The following is a 19,138-nucleotide window of genomic DNA, read 5'->3' as shown; positions in this document are numbered from 1 at the left end:
CCAAGGTCGACACCTACCAACAGCCACAGGAAACTGTCGAAGGCGGGCTGGGTCCCGCGGATAGCCCAGCTGATGCTGTTGAGGTTGCCGGCCAGCGGCCGGCGCTACCACGGGTGCAGGGCGCAGCCCTGCCACTCCCTTCCCGGTGGTTGCAGCAGCAACCGAAAAAATTGGCCATGATCGGCTGACCCCCACGTCGTACGGCCCGCCCGTTCCGCCCGCCATGCCCGAATACCGTTCCCGCACCTCCACCGCCGGCCGCAACATGGCCGGCGCCCGCGCCCTGTGGCGTGCCACCGGCATGAAGGACGGCGACTTCCACAAGCCGATCATTGCCATCGCCAACTCCTTCACCCAGTTCGTGCCCGGCCACGTGCACCTGAAGGACCTCGGCCAGCTGGTCGCGCGCGAAATCGAACAGGTCGGTGGCGTCGCCAAGGAATTCAACACCATCGCCGTGGACGACGGCATCGCGATGGGCCACGACGGCATGCTGTATTCGCTGCCCAGCCGCGAGATCATCGCCGACGCCGTGGAGTACATGGTCAACGCGCACTGCGCCGACGCGCTGGTGTGCATCAGCAACTGCGACAAGATCACCCCCGGCATGCTGATGGCTGCGCTGCGCCTGGACATCCCGGTGGTGTTCGTCTCCGGCGGGCCGATGGAAGCGGGCAAGACCAAGCTGTCCGAGCACAAGCTGGACCTGGTCGACGCGATGGTGGTGGCCGCCGATGACAGCGCCTCCGACGAGAAGGTCGCAGCCTTTGAACGCAGCGCCTGCCCCACCTGCGGCTCCTGCTCGGGCATGTTCACCGCCAACTCGATGAACTGCCTGACCGAAGCGCTGGGCCTGTCGCTGCCCGGCAACGGCACTACGCTGGCCACCCATGCCGACCGCGAGGCGCTGTTCCGCCGCGCCGGCCGCCTGATCGTCGAGCTCTGCCATCGCTGGTACGGCGGCGAAGACCCGAGCGCGCTGCCGCGCGGGATCGCCACCCAGGCCGCGTTCGCCAACGCGATGACCCTGGACATCGCCATGGGCGGCTCCACCAACACCATCCTGCATCTGCTGGCCGCAGCGCAGGAAGCGGAGGTCGACTTCGACCTGACCCACATCGACGCGCTGTCGCGACGCGTCCCGCAGCTGTGCAAGGTGGCGCCGAACACACCGAAGTACCACATCGAGGACGTGCACCGCGCCGGCGGCGTGTTCGGCATCCTCGGGGAGCTGGATCGCGCCGGCCTGCTCGATACCACAGTGCCGACCGTGCACAGCGCCAGCCTGGCCGAGGCGCTGGAGCGCTGGGACGTGGTGCGCAGTGACAACGACACCCTGCACACCTTCTTCAAGGCCGGTCCGGCCGGCATCCCCACGCAGGAGGCCTTCAGCCAGGCCACGCGCTGGCCCGCGCTGGACCTGGACCGCGCCGAGGGCTGCATCCGCTCGCTGCAACATGCGTATTCGCTGGAGGGTGGCCTGGCTGTACTGCGCGGCAATCTGGCCGTCGATGGCTGCGTGGTGAAAACCGCCGGCGTGGACGAATCGATCCATGTGTTCGAAGGCCCCGCGCGCGTCTATGAAAGCCAGGACGCCGCCGTCGCCGGCATCCTCGCCGACGAGGTACAACCGGGCGACGTCGTGGTGATCCGTTACGAGGGCCCGAAGGGCGGCCCGGGCATGCAGGAGATGCTGTACCCGACCAGCTACCTGAAGTCGAAGGGACTGGGCAAGCAGTGCGCGCTGCTCACCGATGGCCGCTTCTCCGGTGGCACCTCGGGGCTGTCGATCGGCCACGTTTCGCCGGAAGCGGCCAGTGGCGGCGCGATCGGCCTGGTGGAAGATGGCGACCGCATCCGCATCGACATCCCGGCCCGCCGCATCGACCTGCTGCTGGATGAGGCCACGCTGGCCCAGCGCCGCAGCGAGGCCGATGCACGCGGCTGGAAGCCACGCGCACCGCGCCCGCGCAAGGTCACCAGCGCCCTGAAGGCTTACGCTCTGCTCGCCACCAGCGCCGACAAGGGTGCCGTACGCAACACCGCCCTGCTCGGCGATTGATGCCGATCCGGTAGTGCCGGCCGCTGGCCGGCATCTTAAAAAAAGGGACGGAGGGGATTAAGTCGTCTGTGCCTCAAACGACTTAATCCCCTCCGTCCCCTTTTTTCAGCCGATCACGCGCTTGAACGGCGGCAGCGCGTCGATGATGCGCTTGCCGTAGCGGCGGGTCAGCAGCCGCGAATCGAGGATGATCACGCGGCCGGTGTCGGTGGAGGTGCGGATCAGGCGGCCGGCGAACTGGGTCAACGTGCGCAGCGCGTGCGGAATGGCGATCAGGTTGAACGCATTGAGCCCGCGGCCCTCGAACCATTCGCTGAGCGTGGCGGTCTGCGGATCGGTCGGCACCGCGAACGGTACCTGGGTGATCACCACCGTGGTGCAGGCTTCGCCGGGCAGGTCGAGGCCTTCGCCGAACGAGTTCAGGCCGAACAGCACCGAACCCTCACCCGCTTCGACGCGGCGCAGGTGCTCTTCGATCAGCCGGGTCTTGGACATCTCGCCCTGCACCAGCACCTGCTTGCGGCGCGCCGCCGACATCAGCCCGGCCACCTTTTCCATCTTCCAGCGCGAGGTGAACAGCACCATCGAGCCCTTGGCCCAATCCAGCTCGGTATCCAGGTAGCGCGCCACCTCACGCGGATGGCCTTCGCGGTCGTCCGGGGTGACCGGGAACCTGGGCACGATCAGCTCGGCCTGGTTGGGCAGGTCGAACGGCGACGACAGCGAGACCATCTCGGCCTCTTCGGGGATGCCGTTGTCGATCGCCAGCGACTGGAAATCGCCGCCGCCGGTCAGCGTCGCCGAGGTCATCACCACCGAATCCACTTCATCCCACAGCAGCTTGCGCAGCACGTGCGCGGCCGACACCGGCGAGCCATGCAGCACCAGGTCGCCGTCGCGGGTGGCGGTGACCCAGCGCGCCATCGGCGGCGCGCCGTCCTTGTCCTCGCGGCGCCACGCCTGCCACAGGTTGTACTGTTGCTCGATCATTTCCAGCGCCATGCCCAGGTTGCGCTGCAGGCGCTCGCGCGCGGCATCGTCCGGCTTGCCCTTGGCCACCTGCGCGGTGGCGGCATGCGCCCAGTTGTAGAGGCTGCGGGTCTCGTCGGCCAGTGCCTCGATCGGCTCGCGCCAGGCCTCGGGCAGGCGTCCATTGGCCGCACGCCACATCGGCTCCTCGTCCGCCGGCGCCGGCATCCACACCCGCTCGATGTGATCGCGGAACGCGCGCAACTGCTTGGCGACGTTGCTGGCCACCTCGATCGCTTCGTTCGGCAGCAGGTTGCCGAGGCGGTCCTTGTCGACCGCGCGGTAGGCACCGGCAATCAGGATCTGCAGGCGGCCGGTACGCTTGGCCATTTCATCCAGCGCGAGGCTGGCCGCGCCCTGGTCGATCGCCACGTTGCCGATGTGATGGCCTTCGTCCAGCACCAGCAGCATGTCCGACGGCGGCGCGATCAACGGCTGGCCGTTGTCGCTGTCGCCGATCGACAGCGCCGACAGCAGCAGCGCGTGGTTGGTGACCACGATCTGCGCATCGCGCACGGTGTTGCGTGAACGCAGCACCGCGCACTGCGCCGAATACGCACAACGGCGCCCGGCGCAGCCCGAAGCCGGCGTGGTGATGCGGCTGCGCAGGCCGGGGCTGATGGTCTCCGGCGCATTGTCGATATCGCCGTCCCAGCTGCCGCCGGTGAAGGCATCGGTCAGGCGCTTGGCGATGTCCATCTCGATCGGCGCCAGCGGCCGGTCGAACAGTGGTGCATCCTCCTCGAACATGCCGCCCTGCGAGCCCTCGCCCTGTGCTTCGGCGGCGTTGCGCGTGCACAGGTAGCGGGTACGGCCCTTGGCCAGCGCCACGGTTGCTTCCAGGCCGGTGGCCTTGAGGAAATTCGGGATATCCCGCTCGACCAGCTGCGACTGCAGCGCCACGGTGCCGGTGCTGATCACCAGCTTCTTCCTGGTGGCCAGCGCAATCGGCACGCCTGCGGTGAGGTAACCCAGGCTCTTGCCGACGCCGGTCGGCGCCTCGACCACGCCAACGCCGCCGCTCTTCGACAGCGCGCGCGACACCACGCCGATCATCTGGCTCTGCGAACGGCGGGTGGAGAAGCCGGGAGTATTGGCCTGCAGCGTCGTGTACGCCTTGCGGATCGCGTCCTTCAAGGGGTCATCGAGCGTGCGCGGAGCGGCGACGGTTTCGGTCACGCCGGAAATTACCGTGGCTGGATCGGGCCGGTCATTGTCGCATGGCCGGCCATGTCCGCCGCCGCTGGCTGCCTGAACGGGGCAGCGGCGACGCCCGGCGGCTGGATGAACACACCGTACGCTGCTGGCGACGGCCCTGGGCCGTCACCGGGGTGTCACTGCACCGCGTTGCCGCGCAGCCGCAGCACGCGCACCAGCGCCCACACCAGCAGCACCACGCCGATGGCCTCGACCATCGCCAGCGCGAAGTGCAGCACGCCGAAGATGGCGCTCATGCCCGAGATGGCGCTGAAGTTGCCACTGCTGACCAGCCACATCGGCAGGACACCCGCGGCCAGGCCGCCCAGGCTGGACAACAGCAACAGCAGCAGGCCGACCAGCGCACCGGTGCGGGTCGCATCGCGCGGCGCACCGACCACCCAGACCAGGCCGACGCACAGCGCGATCAGCACCGGCAGGCGCACACCGACCATGCTCAGCACGGTCACCATCAGGGTCGTGCCGTCCATCGATCAGTCCTCGCCGGCCAACACAGCCGGGCCCTGGCGCAGCGCCTGGTAGACCTCGTCGGTCTGCGGGCGTACGCCGTGCCACTGCAGGAAGCTCTCGGCAGCCTGCTCGACCAGCATGCCCAGGCCATCGACGGTGTTACGGCACTGCGCCGCACGGGCCCAGGCCAGGAAGGCGATGGCCGCCTCGCCGTAGTTCAGGTCGACGGCGGTGGTCATCGAATTGACCAGCGACAGCGGCAGCTTGAACTCGACGTCGCGGTCGCGGCCCGCCGAGGTGGCGTTGACGATCAGTTCGAAGTCGCCCAGCTCGCGCAGGTCCTCCCAGTAGCGGCTGATCGCGCGGCCCGGTTCGCCCATGGCATCGATCAGTTCGTCGGCGCGCTCCGGCGTGCGGTTGACCACGACCAGTTCGGTGATGCCGGCATCGAGCAGCGCCGGTGCGACGCTGCGCGCCGAGCCACCGGCACCGATCATCAGCACGCGGCGGCCGCGCAGGTCCAGGCCGTGGCGGTCGGTCAGGTCGCGCACCAGGCCGATGCCATCGGTGGTGTCGCCGTGCCAGCGGTCGCCCTTGCGCAGCAGCGTGTTGACCGATCCGGCGCGGCGCGCCCGTGCGGTCAGCGTGGTGCATGCCGAGAACGCGGTTTCCTTGTGCGGCAGGGTGACGTTGGCACCGACGCCGCCCTCGGCAGCGAAGGCCTCCAGGCCGGCCAGGAACGCCTCAGGGGCCAGGTCGATCGCGCGATAGTCGATGGCGATGCCTTCCTGGCGACCGAACGTCGCGTGGATCTGCGGCGACTTCGAGTGGGCAACGGGGTGTCCGAAGACGGCGTAACGGTCGGTCATGGAATCCTCAAGCTGGCTAGACTGATGCTCTTTCGTGCACGGAACCGGATGATGCGCATCACCCCGCCCCTGCTGGTGCTCGCCGCCAGTCTACTCTCTGCCCCCGTGGCGATGGCGTTGAACGAGTACGGCATCGAAGGCATGGGCGTGGTCTCGATCCGCGCCGATGAAGGCCGCGCCACGATCAGCGCCGATGGCCAGCGCATCGTCTTCGCCCGCCGCGGCGAGGCCGGCTGGGGCCTGTGGGAGGCACGCGTGGTCGGCGGTCGTTGGCAGCAGGCACAGGCACTGCCGGTCGGCGTGGCCGGTGAAGCCCGCGATCCCTACTTCAGCCGTGACGGCCGCTGGCTGCTGTTCGCGGCCGGTCGCGAGGGCGCGCTGGCGCTGTACCGCGCTGCGCTGGCCACCGATGGCCGGCTGGGCCCGGCGCAGCCGCTGGCCGGTGACGGCGGGCGCCAGGAAGAGCGCGGGCCGGCCCTGAGCGCGGATGGCAAGCAGCTGTTGTTTGCCCGCCAGCAGGGCCATGGCGCCGGCTGGGATCTGTTCGTAGCGACGCTGGATGCGCAGGGCCTGCGTGGCCCGGCCACCGCACTGAGCGCGTTGAACAGCGCCGACGACGAGACCGACGGCGACTGGCTGGGCCAGGATGGCGCCGTGGTGTTCAGCCGCAGCCACGGCAGTACCGCGCAGGTCTGGAGCAGCGGCTGTGCGTGGAGCGGTGTGGCGCTGCAGCCGCTGGGGCTGTCGTTCAACCAGGCCGGCGGCTGGACCGGCGCGCCGGTGATCGACAACGCCAAGCCGGCGGAGATGCTGGTGGCCAGCAGCGCGGCAAAGGCGCCGCGCGCCGGTGGCGTGGACGTGTACCGGTTGGCGGTGCCGAAGGTGGCGGCGGTGGCCGGGTGCGTGCGGTAGATCCACGCCATGCGTGGATGGCGCCCGCGAAGGGGTCAGAGCCCTTTCCTGCGGAAAGGGATCCGACCCCGGGGATCGCCCGTCAGCGCGACAGCACCTTGGCGCGCAACTGCTCGTACTCCATCTCGCTCAGCTGGCCGTTGTCCTTGCGCTGGTTCAACGCGGCCAGCTCGGCCTGCACGCTGTCCGGCAGGGCCTGCTCACGGGCCACGTGGCGGGCGGCGGAGAGCTGCTCCGGTGGGCGCTTGCCCGCGCGCCATGCGGCGATGAAGACAGCGACGATGATGGCGCCGAACACCAGCGTACCGATGCCCCAGATCAGCCATTGCATCCATCCCAGTTCGGGTCCCATCGCGCAGTCCTCCGTCTATCGTGGCGCTATTGTCAGCGCTCGCGCAGCCATCGCGCCACCTGCGGCGCGAAATAGGTCAGCACGCCGTCGGCACCGGCCCGCTTGAAGCCCAGCAGCGACTCCAGCACGCAGGCGCGCTCGTCCAGCCAGCCGTTGGCGAAGGCGGCCTTCATCATCGCGTACTCGCCACTGACCTGGTAGGCAAAGGTCGGCACGCCGAATGTCTCCTTCACCCGGCGCACCAGGTCCAGGTATGGCATGCCCGGCTTGACCATCACCATGTCGGCGCCCTCTTCCAGGTCCAGCGCGATCTCGCGCAGAGCCTCGTCGCCGTTGGCCGGGTCCATCTGGTAGGTCTTCTTGTCGGCCTTGCCGAGGCTGGCCGCGCTGCCCACCGCATCACGGAACGGGCCGTAGAACGCCGAAGCGTACTTGGCCGAGTAGGCCATGATGCGCACGTTGATGTGGTTGTCGGCATCCAGCGCACGGCGGATCGCGCCGATGCGGCCGTCCATCATGTCCGACGGCGAGACGATGTCCACACCGGCCTCGGCGTGCGACACCGACTGCTTGACCAGTGCTTCCACGGTGATGTCGTTCAGCACATAGCCCTTGTCGTCGATGATGCCGTCCTGGCCGTGGGTGGTGTACGGGTCCAGCGCCACGTCGGTCATCACGCCCAGTTCCGGGAAGCGCGACTTCAATGCGCGGATCGCACGCTGCGCCAGGCCGTCCTCGGCCCACGCCGCCGACGCGTCCAGCGACTTCAGCGACGGGTCGATCACCGGGAACAGGTCGATTACCGGAATGCCCAGCTCCAGCGCCTCTTCGGCCACCTTCAGCAGCTCTTCGATCGACAGCCGCTCCACGCCCGGCATCGACGGCACTGCGGTGCGGCCCGCCAGTTCGTGCACGAACACCGGGTAGATCAGGTCGTCGGTGGTCAGCGTGTTCTCGCGCATCAGGCGGCGCGAGAACTCGTCGTGGCGCATGCGGCGCGGGCGGTAAAGCGGATGGGACATGGCAGGCTCCGAGGAGTGGCTATTGCAACAGGTAACCCTGCGGCAGCAGGGGTTCGGGCAAGGGGCGTTCGCCGAGCGCGTCGAGCTGGTCGATCTCGATCGTGCGCACCAGCGCGTCCAGCGGCAGGTCGTTCGGCTCCAGGCCGAACGGGTCTTCCATTTCTTCGCCCAGCTGGTCCAGGCCGAAGAAGGCATAGGCCAGCACCGCCGACAGCACCGGCGTGCCCCAGCCCAGCGAACTGGCCAGGCCGAACGGCAGCAGCACGCAGAACATCCACGCGCAGCGATGCAGCAGCAGGGTGTAGGCGAACGGCAGCGGCGTGGTGAGGATGCGCTCGCAGCCGGCCTGGATCGACGACATCGCGTGCAGGCGCTCCTCCAGCTGTGCGTAGAGGATCGGATCGAGCTCGCCGGCGCGCAGCGCCTGGGCCAGCTCGGCGGCGATCATCGACAGCAATGCATCCGGCACGTTCTCGCGCTGGCCCAGCTGCTCGCGCTGCGGCTTGTCCAGCCATGGCAAGGCGACCAGGGCCACGACGCGCCCACGCAGGCGCGCGGCCAGCGCATGGGCGAACGCGGTGGTGAGGTACGCGATGCGGCGACGGCGGCCGCCGTCATCGGCCAGCAGCAGGTGCACCTGGCGCGCCAGCGAACGCGATTCGTAGACCAGCTGGCCCCACAGCTTGCGGCCTTCCCACCAGCGGTCATAGCAGGCGCTGTTGCGGAAGCTGAGGAAGATCGACAGGACCAGGCCGAGCAGGGTGAACGGCGTGACCGACACGCGTTCGATGCCGGTCGGCGGGGCCAGTTCCACCACGGCCGCCACGGCAATGGACAGGATCAGGATGGCCAGCACCTTCGGCGCGATCGCTTTGACGATCGAGCCGCGCAGGATGTACAGCAGTTGCCAGCCGTGGGGACGGGGTCGGATGATCATCGGGCAGCCGCGCCAGGCGCGGAATCACAGGCACGCGGGGGGCTCGCGCAGCCGCTCATTGTACGCCCCTGCCCGGCCACCGGCCGTGCGCCTGCGACGCCCTGTCGCACCCGGCGCCGGGATTCAGATCACGCCGCCGCCCAGGCCCAGGCGCAGGATGCCGACCACCACCACGATGCCGTTCAGCACCAGCCCGGCCCAGGCCCGACCGCGCTTGGTCGGGTGGGTAAACAGGATGCCCAGCGCGGCGATCACCGCGCCGACGGCGGCGAACGGGATCAGGAACCAGTTGCCCCAGCCAAGCAGCGGAATCAGCGCCAGGATCATCCACAACAGCGCCAGTACGCCCCACAACAGACTGATCACGCCCATTCCGCTCTCCCGCAGTTGGTTCTGTCTGTGTCCACCATAGTCGTTCCCGCAGTCGCCGCCTACTGCCGTTGGCGGGGCTGTCACCCGACGCGTGCTAGCGTGCTGCCGTGGGTGCCCTGGCCCGGGTGTTGGCGCCGATTCAGAGTGGCCCGCCGATGATCGCAACCAGTCCTACAGGGGTCGTGCCATGAACATCCGTTGGGCCGCGCTGGCGGCCATCCTGCTGGTCGCCGCCGGTTGTGCCAGCACCTCCAAGGTCATGCTGGGGCGCGCCCGCGCGCCGATCGATCCGGCACTGGTGCAGATCTATTCCACGCCACCGGCCGGCTCGCAGGAAATCGCGCAGCTGGAATCGGCATCTGCCGTGGGCTTCGGCACGCAGGGCCAGACCGATGCCGCGGTGGCACGCCTGAAGCGTGAAGCGGCGGCACTGGGCGCCAATGGCGTGGTGCTGATGGGCGTGGGCAGCAGCGGCTCGCCGGTCGGCATGTCGGTGGGTGCCGGCACCTTTGGCTCGCATGTGGGGGGTGGCGTCGGCATCGGTATTCCGACCACGCAGAAGCGCGCCGCCGGCGTGGCGATCTGGGTACCCAATCCGGAACCGCCGGCACGGCTGCCGACCCAGGTGATCACGCCGCAGCGGTGACGCGGCAGCGTCACCGCGGGTAGCGCCGGGCCATGCCCGGCGTCTCTCCCGCTGCGCTCGCCGGGCATGGCCCGGCGCTACCGATTATTTCTGCCGGTACTTCGGCACGAACACCTTGTTTACCGCATCAGCCAGCTGGTCCGGCGGCAGCAGGCCCTGGTCGAGCAGGAAGTTGTTGAACGCCAGGCGGTCGAACTTCGCACCCAGTGCCAGCTCGGTCTGCATGCGCAGTTCCAGGATGCGGGTGTAACCGTAGAAGTAGCTGCCCGCCTGGCCCGGCATGCGCACCATGTAGCGGTCCAGTTCCTGGGTGGCCATCGCCTTGGACAGGCCGACCTGCTCCATCAGCACGCGTTCGCCGTTGGCGCGGTCGGTCAGGCCGAGGTTGAGCATCGGGTCAAGCATTGCGCGTGCGGCCCGCAGCAGGCGGAACTGCAGGGCGATCATCTGCCCGTCCAGCGGCTCGTACGGCACCATCTCGGCCTCGGCATACAGCGCCCAGCCTTCAACGTTCACCGAATTGAACGCGAACATGGTGCGTGCCAGCGAGACACCACGCTCGACCATGGCGGTGAACTGCAGCTCGTGGCCGGGGCGGCCTTCATGCGCGCTCAGCGTCCATGCCGCCGCACCGAAGTTGAAATCGTCGTATTGTGCGCCCGGGCCCGCCGCCGGGTTGCCCAGCGGCAGCACGAAGGTGCCCTGCTGCCCGGTGTTGTTGACCAGCGGCGCCGGCAGGAAATGCGGGGCCGGGCTGGCCGCGCTCTCGGCGGCCGAACCCAGGCGCATCTGCATGGCGCGCTTGGGTACATCGACGATGGCATGCTCGCGGATCAGCGGATCGATCGCATCGATCACCTTGCGGTAGTGGCCTTCCAGCTGGTCGTCGGCGATCTTGTCGGCCTTCAGCGCGCGGATCACCGCCACCGGGTCGCTCGGATCGGCCACCTTCAGGCCCTTGTCCTTCACCACCAGCGGCGCCAGCTGCTGCATCGCCGAGCGGGTTTCCATGAACTCCAGCTGCGCGCGCTGCATCAGCAGCTTCGGGTCGATATCGATGCCGACCTGCTTGAGCTGGTAGGCGTACAGCGGCGCCGGCAGGCGCGCATCGGTGCGTGCCTTCGGCAGCACGTCCTTGCGGGTCCAGGCGGCGTAGTCCTTCATCTGACCGGCCAGGGCCTTCATTGCCTCATCGGCGCCGGCGATCTGGTACTTCTTCAGCAGCGACTCGATGCCGGTGATGTACGTCTCGACGTTGTCCAGCGATTGCTGCACTTCGATCTTCGTCGGCTGCAGCAGGCTGCCGTCCTTCAAGCGCTCTTCGTAACGCTGGCGGGCCAGCGTGGTGAACGCGGTGCCACCCGGCTGCAGCCCGGCGTAGGCCTTGAGGCGGTCGATCGCCTTGGCCCGGCGCTCGGCCGGCACCTGGTCGGACAGCAGCAGGTTGAGGCCGCTGAACACGGTCTGCGGTGCATCGGTCCACGGCAGCAGGTACTTCTCGTTGAGCTCGCTGCCCTCGATGTTCTGGTTGGCGGCGTGGATCATGATCTCCAGGTCCTGGCGGACGTTGGGATCCTGCTCGGTGGCCAGCTTCGCCTTCAGTTCGTCGCGCGCCTTGGCCATCGCCGCGCGGTAGCGCTTGCCGTTGTCCGCACCGAGGTCGGCCACCTTGTCGTCATAGCCGGGCACGCCGAAGAAGCCGGTTTCTTCCGGCTGGAACGGGCCCTGCGCATCGAGCAGGATCTGCGCCAATGCGTTGCTGCGGGCCACCCAGGCCGGGCTGGCCGGAGTAGCGGCCTTGGTGGCGGGTGCCGCCAGCGCCGGCGGTGCGGACATCAGCGGGGCGGCAGTCAGGGCCAGGGCAACGGCCAACGCGATCGGCTTCATGGTGCACTCCAGGACAGGGTTGCCCGCACCCTACGCGCTCAGCGCGGTAGCGACAATCGGCCGGAGGTCACAACGCCGCGGCCAGCGGGCATTCGCCGCGTTCGCGGCAGGCCTGCAGCTCGCATTCCTGCGCGGCTTCGTCATCATCCAGCGCGGTCAGGTCGAAGGTCTGCTTGTTCTCGCCCAGCACATACATCACCGGATAGTCCCAGACGTCGTCGCTGCGGGTGCCCTTCACGAACAGCCGGCCGTGCGCGCGCGGGCCTTCCAGGGCCACGGTCAGGCCGACGTCGCGCTGGCCATTGATCGCGGTCTGCATGCTGCCCAGCGGCATCGATTCGGCACGCAGCGGCTCGCCGAAGGCTTCCACCAGTTCGATGCTGCATCCGGCGCGGCGCATCGCCTCGCGCATCGGCGGGCTCTCGCGTGCCGCCTCACTCCAGCGCAGCACGCTCCAGGCCACCACGCCACCGGCACCGGCCAACACCAGCAGCACGGCCAGCGGCATCGCCCAGCGCCAGTGACGGGACCACCAGCCGGCAGGCTTCGGGCCATGGGTGGGAATCGGCGGCGGCAGTGTCATCGGCGGGCTCCTTCCCGTTTGTGCATCAGGGCTTCAGGCAGCGTCCCAGGAAGGCTTCGGCCACACGGTAGCGATGCAGGGCATCGGCGCCGGACAGGCCATGCTTGGCACCCGGATAGGTCATCAGCTCGAACGGCTGCCCGCGCTTCTGCAGCGCGCTCATCAGGCTGGTCGAGTTGGTGAACAGCACGTTGTCATCGGCCATGCCGTGGATCAGCAGCAACGGCGAACGCAGGCCGTCGATATGGGTCAGCACGCGCGCTTCGCGGTACCCCGCTTCGTTGCGCGCCGGCAGGTCCATGTAGCGTTCGGTGTAGTGGCTGTCATACAGGCCCCAGTCGGTGACCGGTGCGCCGGCCACGCCACAGGCGTACTGGTTCGATGCCTTGGCCAGCAGCATCAGGGTCATGTAACCGCCGTTGGACCAGCCCTGCACGCCGATGCGCGCCGGGTCCACCCACGGCTGCTGCTTCAGCCAGGCCACGCCGCGCAGCTGGTCGGTCACTTCCACCGTGCCCTGCTTCCCGTACAGCGCACCACCGAAGTCGCGGCCGCGGCGCGGGGTGCCGCGGTTGTCCAGCGAGAACACGACGTAGCCCTGCTGGGCCAGGTACTGGTTGAACAGATGGTCGCCACGGCCGGGCCAACTGTCAGTGACGGTCTGGCTGGCCGGGCCGCCGTAGACGTACACCGCCACCGGGTAGCGCTTGGACGGATCGAAGCCGGCCGGCTTGATCAGGCTGTAGTTCAACGGGGTCTTGCCGTCGGCAGCCATCAACGTGCCGAACTCGACCGGGCGCTGCGCATCGCGGTAGCGCGCATACGGGTGCCTGGGATCGGCCAGGTCGTTCTCGACCAGCGTGGCGATCTTCTCGCCGTTGGCGCGGAACAGTTCGATCTGCGGCGGCGTGGTGCTGTTGGACCAGCTGTCCACGTAGACGCTGGCATTGCGGGCGAAGCTGGCGCTGTGCATGCCCGGCGCCTTCGACAGGCGCTGCGGCTCACCGCCCTGCAGCGACACCGCGTAGATCTGGCTTTCGCGCGAGGTCTCGATGCCAGCACGGAAGTAGGCCTTGCCGGCCTTCTCATCGACCGCCAGCAGTTCGTCCACCGGCCAGTTGCCATGGGTCAGCGCAGTGGCCTTGCCCTTGCTGTCGATGCGGTACAGGTGCTGGAAGCCGGTGCGCTCGGACGACCACAGCACGCTGCCATCTTCAAGGAAGCGCAGGCTGTTGTGCAGCGGCACCCAGGTCGGGCTGGTCTCGTGGGCGAGCACGCGCTGGCGGTTGGAGTCGAGCACCACTTCGACCAGGTCCAGCTGCTTCTGGTCACGCGACTGGCGCTGGAAACTCAGGTGCTGCGCATCGCGCCAATCGACACGGGCCAGGTAGATGTCCTGTTCCTTGCCCAGGTCGATCCAGCGCGGCTGCGCATCGGCGGCCGGTGCGATCACGCCCAGCTGCACGCGCACGTTGGCGTCGCCGGCGGCCGGGTAACGCTGTTCGATCACATCGGTGCGGTCGGCGTAGACCTCGTAGCGCTTCTGCACCGGCACCGGCGCCTCGTCGATGCGGGCAAAGGCAATGGCCGAGTCATCCGGCGCCCACCAGTAACCGGTATGGCGATCCATTTCCTCGTCGGCGACGAACTCGGCCACGCCGTTGCCGATGGTGGTGCTGCCGTCGCGGGTCAGCTGCAGCTGCTTGCCACTGGCCAGATCGATCACCCACAGGTTGCGGCCGCGGATGAAGCTGACGAAACCGCCCTTGGGCGACAGCTTGGCGTCGGTGGCGAAGCCTTCACCGTGAGTCAGCTGGCGCACGGCCGCCTGGCCCTGCTGCTTGAGGTCGTACAGGTAGAGTTCGCCGCCCAACGGGAACAGCAGGCGCTGCGCGTCCGGCGACCACTGGTAATCGACGATGCCGGTCATCGCAGCGATGCGCTGGCGCTCGCGTCGGGCCTTTTCCTCATCGCTGAGGGTCTCGGCGCCGGGCAGCACCACCTTGGAATCAACCAGCAGGCGGGTCTGGCCGCTGCCGATGTCGTAGGTCCACAGGTCCAGCTGGTTGCGGTCGCTGTCCTTGCCGCGCAGGAAGCTGACCTGCGAACCGTCCGGCGCCACCTTGGGCTTCATCAGGGTCGGGCCGGACAGCGGCAGCGGGCCGGTGATGGCTTCCAGGGTCAGCTTTTCGGCGTGGGCGGCGGTACTGGTGGCGAGCATGAGGGCGAGCGAAGCGAACAGATGGCGCATGGAGGATCCCGGCAAACGGCAGGTCCGCCTCCACCCGGGGCGCGGGACGGTCGTCCCTCATCCTAACCAAGCCCGTGCGGGAAGGCAGCATGACCTTCTGCCCATAAGCAGTGCGGACGAGTGCCGACCAACGGTCGGCACCCACCTTCAGATGCCGGGGTCAGCGCTGGCCGAACAGGTGCTTGCGTTCTTCGTCGCTGAGCGGCTTGCCGGCGTTCGGGTTCACCTGCTGGCGCAGCGCATAGGCGCGCTGGGTGGCCGGGCGCGCGGCGATGGCCTCGTGCCAGCGCTTGAGGTTCGGGAACGCGGCGAAGTCCACCGGCAGCGTGTCGTAGGCGCCGACCCACGGGTAGCTGGCCATGTCGGCGATGGTGTACGCGTCGCCGGCCAGGAAGGCGTGCTGGGCCAGGCGCTTGTCCATCACCCCATGCAGGCGGCGCACTTCGTTGTCATAGCGCTCGATCGCATACGGGATCTTTTCCGGAGCATACACATTGAAATGCCCCATCTGGCCGCTCATCGGGCCCAGGCCCGCCATCTGCCAGAACAGCCATTCCAGGGTGGTGACGCGGCCGCGCGGATCGCTGGGCAGGAAGCGGCCGGTCTTCTCGGCCAGGTACAGCAGGATCGCACCGGACTCGAACACGCTCTGCGGGGCGCCGCCGTCCGCCGGGGCGTGGTCGACGATGGCCGGCATCTTGTTGTTGGGCGAGATGGCGAGGAATTCCGGCTTGAACTGGTCGCCCGAGCCGATGTTGACCGGGTGGATGCGGTACTCCAGGCCGGTTTCCTCCAACAGCAGGGTCACTTTATGGCCGTTCGGGGTGGGCCAGTAATACAGGTCGATCATGGCGTCGGCTCGGGGTGCGGAAAGGAACCTGAAGTCTAGTGCGTGAGTTGGGTTGGCACCGTCATGGCGGGCCGGTAACCTCGCCTCTCCCCCGCAACGCAGCATCCCCCGCATGAGTGCAAACCGCCCGCCGCTCTCCCCGTTGTCCACGCTGATCTTCGCCTCGCGCTGGCTGCAGCTGCCGCTGTACCTGGGCCTGATCGTGGCGCAGTGCGTCTACGTGTTCCTGTTCGGCAAGGAACTGTGGCACCTGATCTCGCATTCGGTGTCGATGGGGGAGCAGCAGATCATGCTGATCGTGCTGGGCCTGATCGACGTGGTGATGATCTCCAACCTGCTGGTGATGGTGATCGTCGGCGGCTACGAGACCTTCGTCTCGCGCCTGCGCCTGGAAGGCCACCCGGACCAGCCGGAATGGCTGAGCCACGTCAATGCCAGCGTGCTGAAGGTGAAGCTGGCGATGGCGATCATCGGCATCTCCTCGATCCACCTGCTGAAGACCTTCATCGCCAGCGGTGCGCTGGGCGGTATTCCGCTGTGCACGCCGGAGCAGATGAGCGTGGCCGCGGCCAACATCGGGGTCGCCCGCTGCTCGATGCTGACCCAGGACGGCGTGCTGTGGCAGACCATCATCCACTGCGTGTTCATCCTGTCGGCGATCGGCATCGCCTGGACCGACAAGCTGATGTCCAACGGCCACAGCAAGTCGCACGACAAGGCGCACGACCACTGAGGTCGGCGCCGGCAACGGCACGACCGCCGTTGCCCATCCCGGCCACTGCTCTTGTACGCGGCGGCGGCCGGGATGCTAGATTGCACCCTCGCCGTTGCCGGCGGTGGCGTCGGGAAACGTCACCCTGCCGCGCCCGGACCGCAGGTCCCGGCCATGCATATCAATGATTTACGTCACGTCGTCTTCTAGAGGGGAGCAGGATGTCGCACGTCTCAACGATCACCGCCGCGCGCCGGTGGCTGCCGGTTGCCCTGGCACTGGCACTGGCTGCCTGCTCGGGCAAGGAGGAAACCGCCGCACCGGCCCCGGCCGCCGCACCCACCGCCGCTGCACCGGCCGCACCGGTGGTTGCCGCCAAGGTGCAGTCGATGGGCACCGAGCAGCTGCGTGAGTCGGCCAGCCAGGCCCTGCGCGAGAACCGCATGTACGCGCCGGCCGGCGACAACGCCATCGAGTACTACCTTGCCCTGCGCGACAAGACGCCGGACGACGCCTCGGTGAAGAGCGCACTGACCGATCTGCTGCCGTACACCCTGATCGCCGCCGAGCAGCACCTGGGCCGCGAGGACTACACCGAAGCGCAGCGCCTGGTGGCACTGATCGAGAAGGTAGATGCGTCCGCGCCGGCCCTGCCACGCCTGAAGGACGGCCTGGCCAAGGGCGTGCAGAACGCGGCCAAGCGCACCGAGGCCGAAGCCGAGAAGGCGAAGAAGGACGCCGAGGACCGCAGCAAGCAGCAGACCGAACAGCAGCGCCTGGCCGAGCAGCGTGCCAAGGAAGCCGACGCGGCCAAGCAGATCGCTGCCCAGCAGGACGCCGCCCGCCGCGACAATGAGCGCCAGGAAGCCGAGCGCCAGGCTGCGGCCCGCCGCGAAGCCGAGCAGAAGCAGCAGCAGGCTGCCGCCCAGCAGGCCAGCGCCGCACGCCAGGCCGCAGCACCGGCGGCCGCTGCGGCGCCGAACCTGCGCCCGGTCAGCACCCCGGCGCCGCGCTATCCGTCCGAGGCGCTGCGTGCAGGCACCTCCGGCGAGGTGCTGGTGGAGATCACCGTCGGCACCGACGGTTCGGTGACCAACGCCCGTGTGCTGCGCGCAACGCCGTCGCGCGTCTTCGATCGCGAGGCCATGAACGCGGTCAAGCGCTGGCGCTTCGAGCCGGTCAGCGCACCGGTCACCACCCGCCGCACCCTGGTGTTCGCCCCGGGCGGCAGCTGACCACGAAAAGGGGACGGAGGGGATTAAGTCGTTTCCGCCCCGCAATGACCACACGGCCCGGCATGTCCGGGCCGTGTTCGTTTCAGGAGAGGCTGTCGATCAGGCGTTGCAGTGCCGGATCACGCGCGGCCAGCACCTGGAACAGGCCCAGCGCATGCAGGCCCGGCAGTAGCGCACGCAGGTCGGCTTCGGCGGTGGCGCGGGTGGCGTCATCGCTGGCGGGGTCCTGCCAGTCACGGACGCTGGCGAGGAAGGCGCCGACGCTGCCCTTGCGCACGGTGAGGCCGTTCACCTGCACCTCGTTCTGATGGTCGGGAAGGATGTCGTGTGGCTGCATGGGTGATGCTCCGGTGGGATCGGGAGCCCAGTGTGCCGCCCAGCCAGCGGCACTTCTGCCGTATAACTGCCATTGGATATGGCAGATCAGACATCACCCGCGTTGATTGACCCCGCTTTGGCGAACGCCGAAGGCGGTCCCCTCGTCCTGGCCTCACAGCTGCGGGTGCCGGGACGGCGCCGCACCGCACGCCACCAGCACGTGCGCGGCCAAGTGCTGGGTGCCCACCACGGCCTGCTGCGGATCGAGGCCGGCGATCTGCACTGGTTGCTGCCGGCGGGGCACGTTGCCTGGATACCGCCCTTGCTGCCTCACGCCCTGGTAGGGGCAGAGGCATTCGATGGCTGGAGCCTGTACTTCAACGCCGAAGCCTGTCTGGAGCTGCCCGCCGTTCCGCGCATCTTCCAGCCGAACGTGCTGTTGCAGGCGGCGATGATGCGCGCACTGAGTTGGCCACATCAGGCGCTGGACGCCGCGCAGGCACGCCTGGCCGGCGTGATCACCGATGAGATCGCCGCCAGCACGCCTTTGCCGCTTGCCTTGCCACAACCGCAGGATCGACGGTTGCGGCGGATCGCGGCGGCGCTGGCACGGTCGCCGGACGACCTGCGCAGCGTCGAAGCGTGGGCAGCCGCCACCGGACTGTCCGGCCGCAGCCTCGCCCGCCGGTGGCAGGCCGAAACAGGCATGACCCTGGGCCATTGGCGGCAGCGCCTGCGCGTGCTGCTGTCGCTGCCACGCCTGCTGGCCGGCGAGCCGGTGATCAGCGTTGCGCTGTCGATGGGCTACGACACCCCGAGCGCGTTCATCACCGTGTTCAAGCGCGAGATGGGGGTGACGCCTGCGCGGTACAGGGTGGGCTGACGTATCCAGCACTCCCTCTATCCTTTCTTGCGACCTAAGCTGCTTGCTGATTTCGGGAGGGGAACAGATGAAGTACGACGACGCCAGCTGGCATTCCGACGGTGATTTTCCTGCCGAGCTTCCGCCCGAGGCCGGTGCAACGCATATCGGCATGTACGTGGCATGGCTCCTACTGCGGGGTATGGCAGGCGAAGAACTGGCCGACGACATGCAGGAGGAGCTGGAATCCTTGACCCGGCGTGCTATGACACCCGGTCAGTTCCTGCTGGTGTGTGATGGCAAGTTCCTTGACGAAATGATCAACGATGAGGCGAACGCATTCACGCTGGAGTACTACCAAGCGGATGACTGCCTGTATCCCGATGACTACATCGAATTGCTGGCAGACGATCTTCCTTCGCTGTACCACGTCGCCGATACCTGGGAAAACTTTGACCGACTGGCACCGGTGATCGCCCAGCGCTTCGCCGCTTGGCAGGCGACGCGAACCTGAGAACAACGAGGCCCGGAATGACCGGGCCTCGTTCCCCATCCGCCAGGCATGGCCTGG

The 19,138-nt window shown here is 68.3% G+C and carries 19 protein-coding genes; 7 read left to right on the top strand and 12 right to left on the bottom strand.

Annotated features, from left to right (window positions below):
- The first annotated feature begins 223 nt into the window (after positions 1 to 223).
- Positions 224 to 2,062 carry a dihydroxy-acid dehydratase gene (ilvD, locus tag AC2A1N_RS02740; protein WP_061479009.1) on the top strand — a complete coding sequence of 613 codons (1,839 nt, stop codon included), beginning with the start codon at positions 224 to 226 and terminating at the stop codon, positions 2,060 to 2,062.
- Between the two features lie 105 nt (positions 2,063 to 2,167).
- Here the strand turns inward: ilvD and dinG are convergent, their stop codons facing one another.
- The 3 genes from dinG to aroE form a co-directional block, all read right to left on the bottom strand.
- Positions 2,168 to 4,270, bottom strand: a complete 2,103-nt coding sequence (dinG, locus tag AC2A1N_RS02735) for an ATP-dependent DNA helicase DinG (protein ID WP_484371429.1) — start codon at positions 4,268 to 4,270, stop codon at positions 2,168 to 2,170.
- Positions 4,271 to 4,425: 155 nt separating this feature from the next.
- Complete coding sequence (locus AC2A1N_RS02730) at positions 4,426 to 4,779, bottom strand: hypothetical protein (RefSeq protein ID WP_061479007.1); 354 nt, start codon at positions 4,777 to 4,779, stop codon at positions 4,426 to 4,428.
- 3 nt (positions 4,780 to 4,782) lie between these two features.
- A complete protein-coding gene (aroE, locus tag AC2A1N_RS02725) occupies positions 4,783 to 5,628 on the bottom strand; it encodes a shikimate dehydrogenase (protein ID WP_049414396.1) in 846 nt (281 codons plus the stop codon).
- 48 nt (positions 5,629 to 5,676) lie between these two features.
- On the opposite strand from aroE, the gene AC2A1N_RS02720 reads away from it, so the two are divergent.
- Positions 5,677 to 6,540, top strand: coding sequence for a TolB family protein (locus AC2A1N_RS02720; protein ID WP_484371427.1), 864 nt, complete (start codon positions 5,677 to 5,679; stop codon positions 6,538 to 6,540).
- A gap of 82 nt (positions 6,541 to 6,622) precedes the next feature.
- Here the strand turns inward: AC2A1N_RS02720 and AC2A1N_RS02715 are convergent, their stop codons facing one another.
- The 4 genes from AC2A1N_RS02715 to AC2A1N_RS02700 all read right to left on the bottom strand — a co-directional run bounded on the left by AC2A1N_RS02715 (position 6,623) and on the right by AC2A1N_RS02700 (position 9,223).
- On the bottom strand, positions 6,623 to 6,892 hold the full coding sequence (locus tag AC2A1N_RS02715; protein ID WP_061479005.1) for a hypothetical protein: 270 nt from the start codon (positions 6,890 to 6,892) through the stop codon (positions 6,623 to 6,625).
- A 32-nt stretch (positions 6,893 to 6,924) separates the two neighbouring features.
- A complete protein-coding gene (hemB, locus tag AC2A1N_RS02710; protein WP_006400669.1) occupies positions 6,925 to 7,914 on the bottom strand; it encodes a porphobilinogen synthase in 990 nt (329 codons plus the stop codon).
- 19 nt (positions 7,915 to 7,933) lie between these two features.
- Positions 7,934 to 8,851, bottom strand: coding sequence for a bestrophin family protein (locus tag AC2A1N_RS02705; protein ID WP_061479004.1), 918 nt, complete (start codon positions 8,849 to 8,851; stop codon positions 7,934 to 7,936).
- Positions 8,852 to 8,974: 123 nt separating this feature from the next.
- Positions 8,975 to 9,223: a hypothetical protein gene (locus AC2A1N_RS02700; protein ID WP_005420185.1), complete on the bottom strand. Its 249-nt coding sequence runs from the start codon at positions 9,221 to 9,223 to the stop codon at positions 8,975 to 8,977.
- A gap of 187 nt (positions 9,224 to 9,410) precedes the next feature.
- Here AC2A1N_RS02700 and AC2A1N_RS02695 point away from each other — a divergent pair, with 187 nt between their 5' ends.
- A complete protein-coding gene (locus AC2A1N_RS02695) occupies positions 9,411 to 9,869 on the top strand; it encodes a hypothetical protein (RefSeq protein ID WP_005420187.1) in 459 nt (152 codons plus the stop codon).
- An 84-nt stretch (positions 9,870 to 9,953) separates the two neighbouring features.
- On the opposite strand, the gene AC2A1N_RS02690 is transcribed toward AC2A1N_RS02695, so the two are convergent.
- The 4 genes from AC2A1N_RS02690 to AC2A1N_RS02675 form a co-directional block, all read right to left on the bottom strand.
- Positions 9,954 to 11,756 carry a DUF885 domain-containing protein gene (locus AC2A1N_RS02690; protein ID WP_180869408.1) on the bottom strand — a complete coding sequence of 601 codons (1,803 nt, stop codon included), beginning with the start codon at positions 11,754 to 11,756 and terminating at the stop codon, positions 9,954 to 9,956.
- Between the two features lie 67 nt (positions 11,757 to 11,823).
- Positions 11,824 to 12,339 carry a cytochrome c oxidase assembly factor Coa1 family protein gene (locus tag AC2A1N_RS02685; RefSeq protein ID WP_049414402.1) on the bottom strand — a complete coding sequence of 172 codons (516 nt, stop codon included), beginning with the start codon at positions 12,337 to 12,339 and terminating at the stop codon, positions 11,824 to 11,826.
- A gap of 25 nt (positions 12,340 to 12,364) precedes the next feature.
- A complete protein-coding gene (locus tag AC2A1N_RS02680; protein WP_484371423.1) occupies positions 12,365 to 14,590 on the bottom strand; it encodes a S9 family peptidase in 2,226 nt (741 codons plus the stop codon).
- A 160-nt stretch (positions 14,591 to 14,750) separates the two neighbouring features.
- Positions 14,751 to 15,440, bottom strand: coding sequence for a glutathione binding-like protein (locus AC2A1N_RS02675; RefSeq protein WP_061479000.1), 690 nt, complete (start codon positions 15,438 to 15,440; stop codon positions 14,751 to 14,753).
- A 112-nt stretch (positions 15,441 to 15,552) separates the two neighbouring features.
- Between AC2A1N_RS02675 and AC2A1N_RS02670 the strand changes: the two genes are divergently transcribed.
- Together AC2A1N_RS02670 and AC2A1N_RS02665 are read left to right on the top strand one after the other, a co-directional pair.
- Complete coding sequence (locus AC2A1N_RS02670) at positions 15,553 to 16,173, top strand: TIGR00645 family protein (protein WP_049414405.1); 621 nt, start codon at positions 15,553 to 15,555, stop codon at positions 16,171 to 16,173.
- Between the two features lie 200 nt (positions 16,174 to 16,373).
- Positions 16,374 to 17,387: an energy transducer TonB gene (locus tag AC2A1N_RS02665; RefSeq protein ID WP_061478999.1), complete on the top strand. Its 1,014-nt coding sequence runs from the start codon at positions 16,374 to 16,376 to the stop codon at positions 17,385 to 17,387.
- 82 nt (positions 17,388 to 17,469) lie between these two features.
- Here the strand turns inward: AC2A1N_RS02665 and AC2A1N_RS02660 are convergent, their stop codons facing one another.
- Complete coding sequence (locus AC2A1N_RS02660; protein ID WP_061478998.1) at positions 17,470 to 17,724, bottom strand: hypothetical protein; 255 nt, start codon at positions 17,722 to 17,724, stop codon at positions 17,470 to 17,472.
- A 78-nt stretch (positions 17,725 to 17,802) separates the two neighbouring features.
- On the opposite strand from AC2A1N_RS02660, the gene AC2A1N_RS02655 reads away from it, so the two are divergent.
- Together AC2A1N_RS02655 and AC2A1N_RS02650 are read left to right on the top strand one after the other, a co-directional pair.
- A complete protein-coding gene (locus AC2A1N_RS02655; protein ID WP_061478997.1) occupies positions 17,803 to 18,588 on the top strand; it encodes an AraC family transcriptional regulator in 786 nt (261 codons plus the stop codon).
- 67 nt (positions 18,589 to 18,655) lie between these two features.
- Complete coding sequence (locus AC2A1N_RS02650) at positions 18,656 to 19,081, top strand: DUF7832 domain-containing protein (protein WP_061478996.1); 426 nt, start codon at positions 18,656 to 18,658, stop codon at positions 19,079 to 19,081.
- Positions 19,082 to 19,138 lie beyond the last annotated feature (57 nt).

The organism is Stenotrophomonas maltophilia group sp. SKK55, from assembly GCF_057179845.1.
This window is presented reverse-complemented; position numbering and strand designations above follow the sequence as displayed.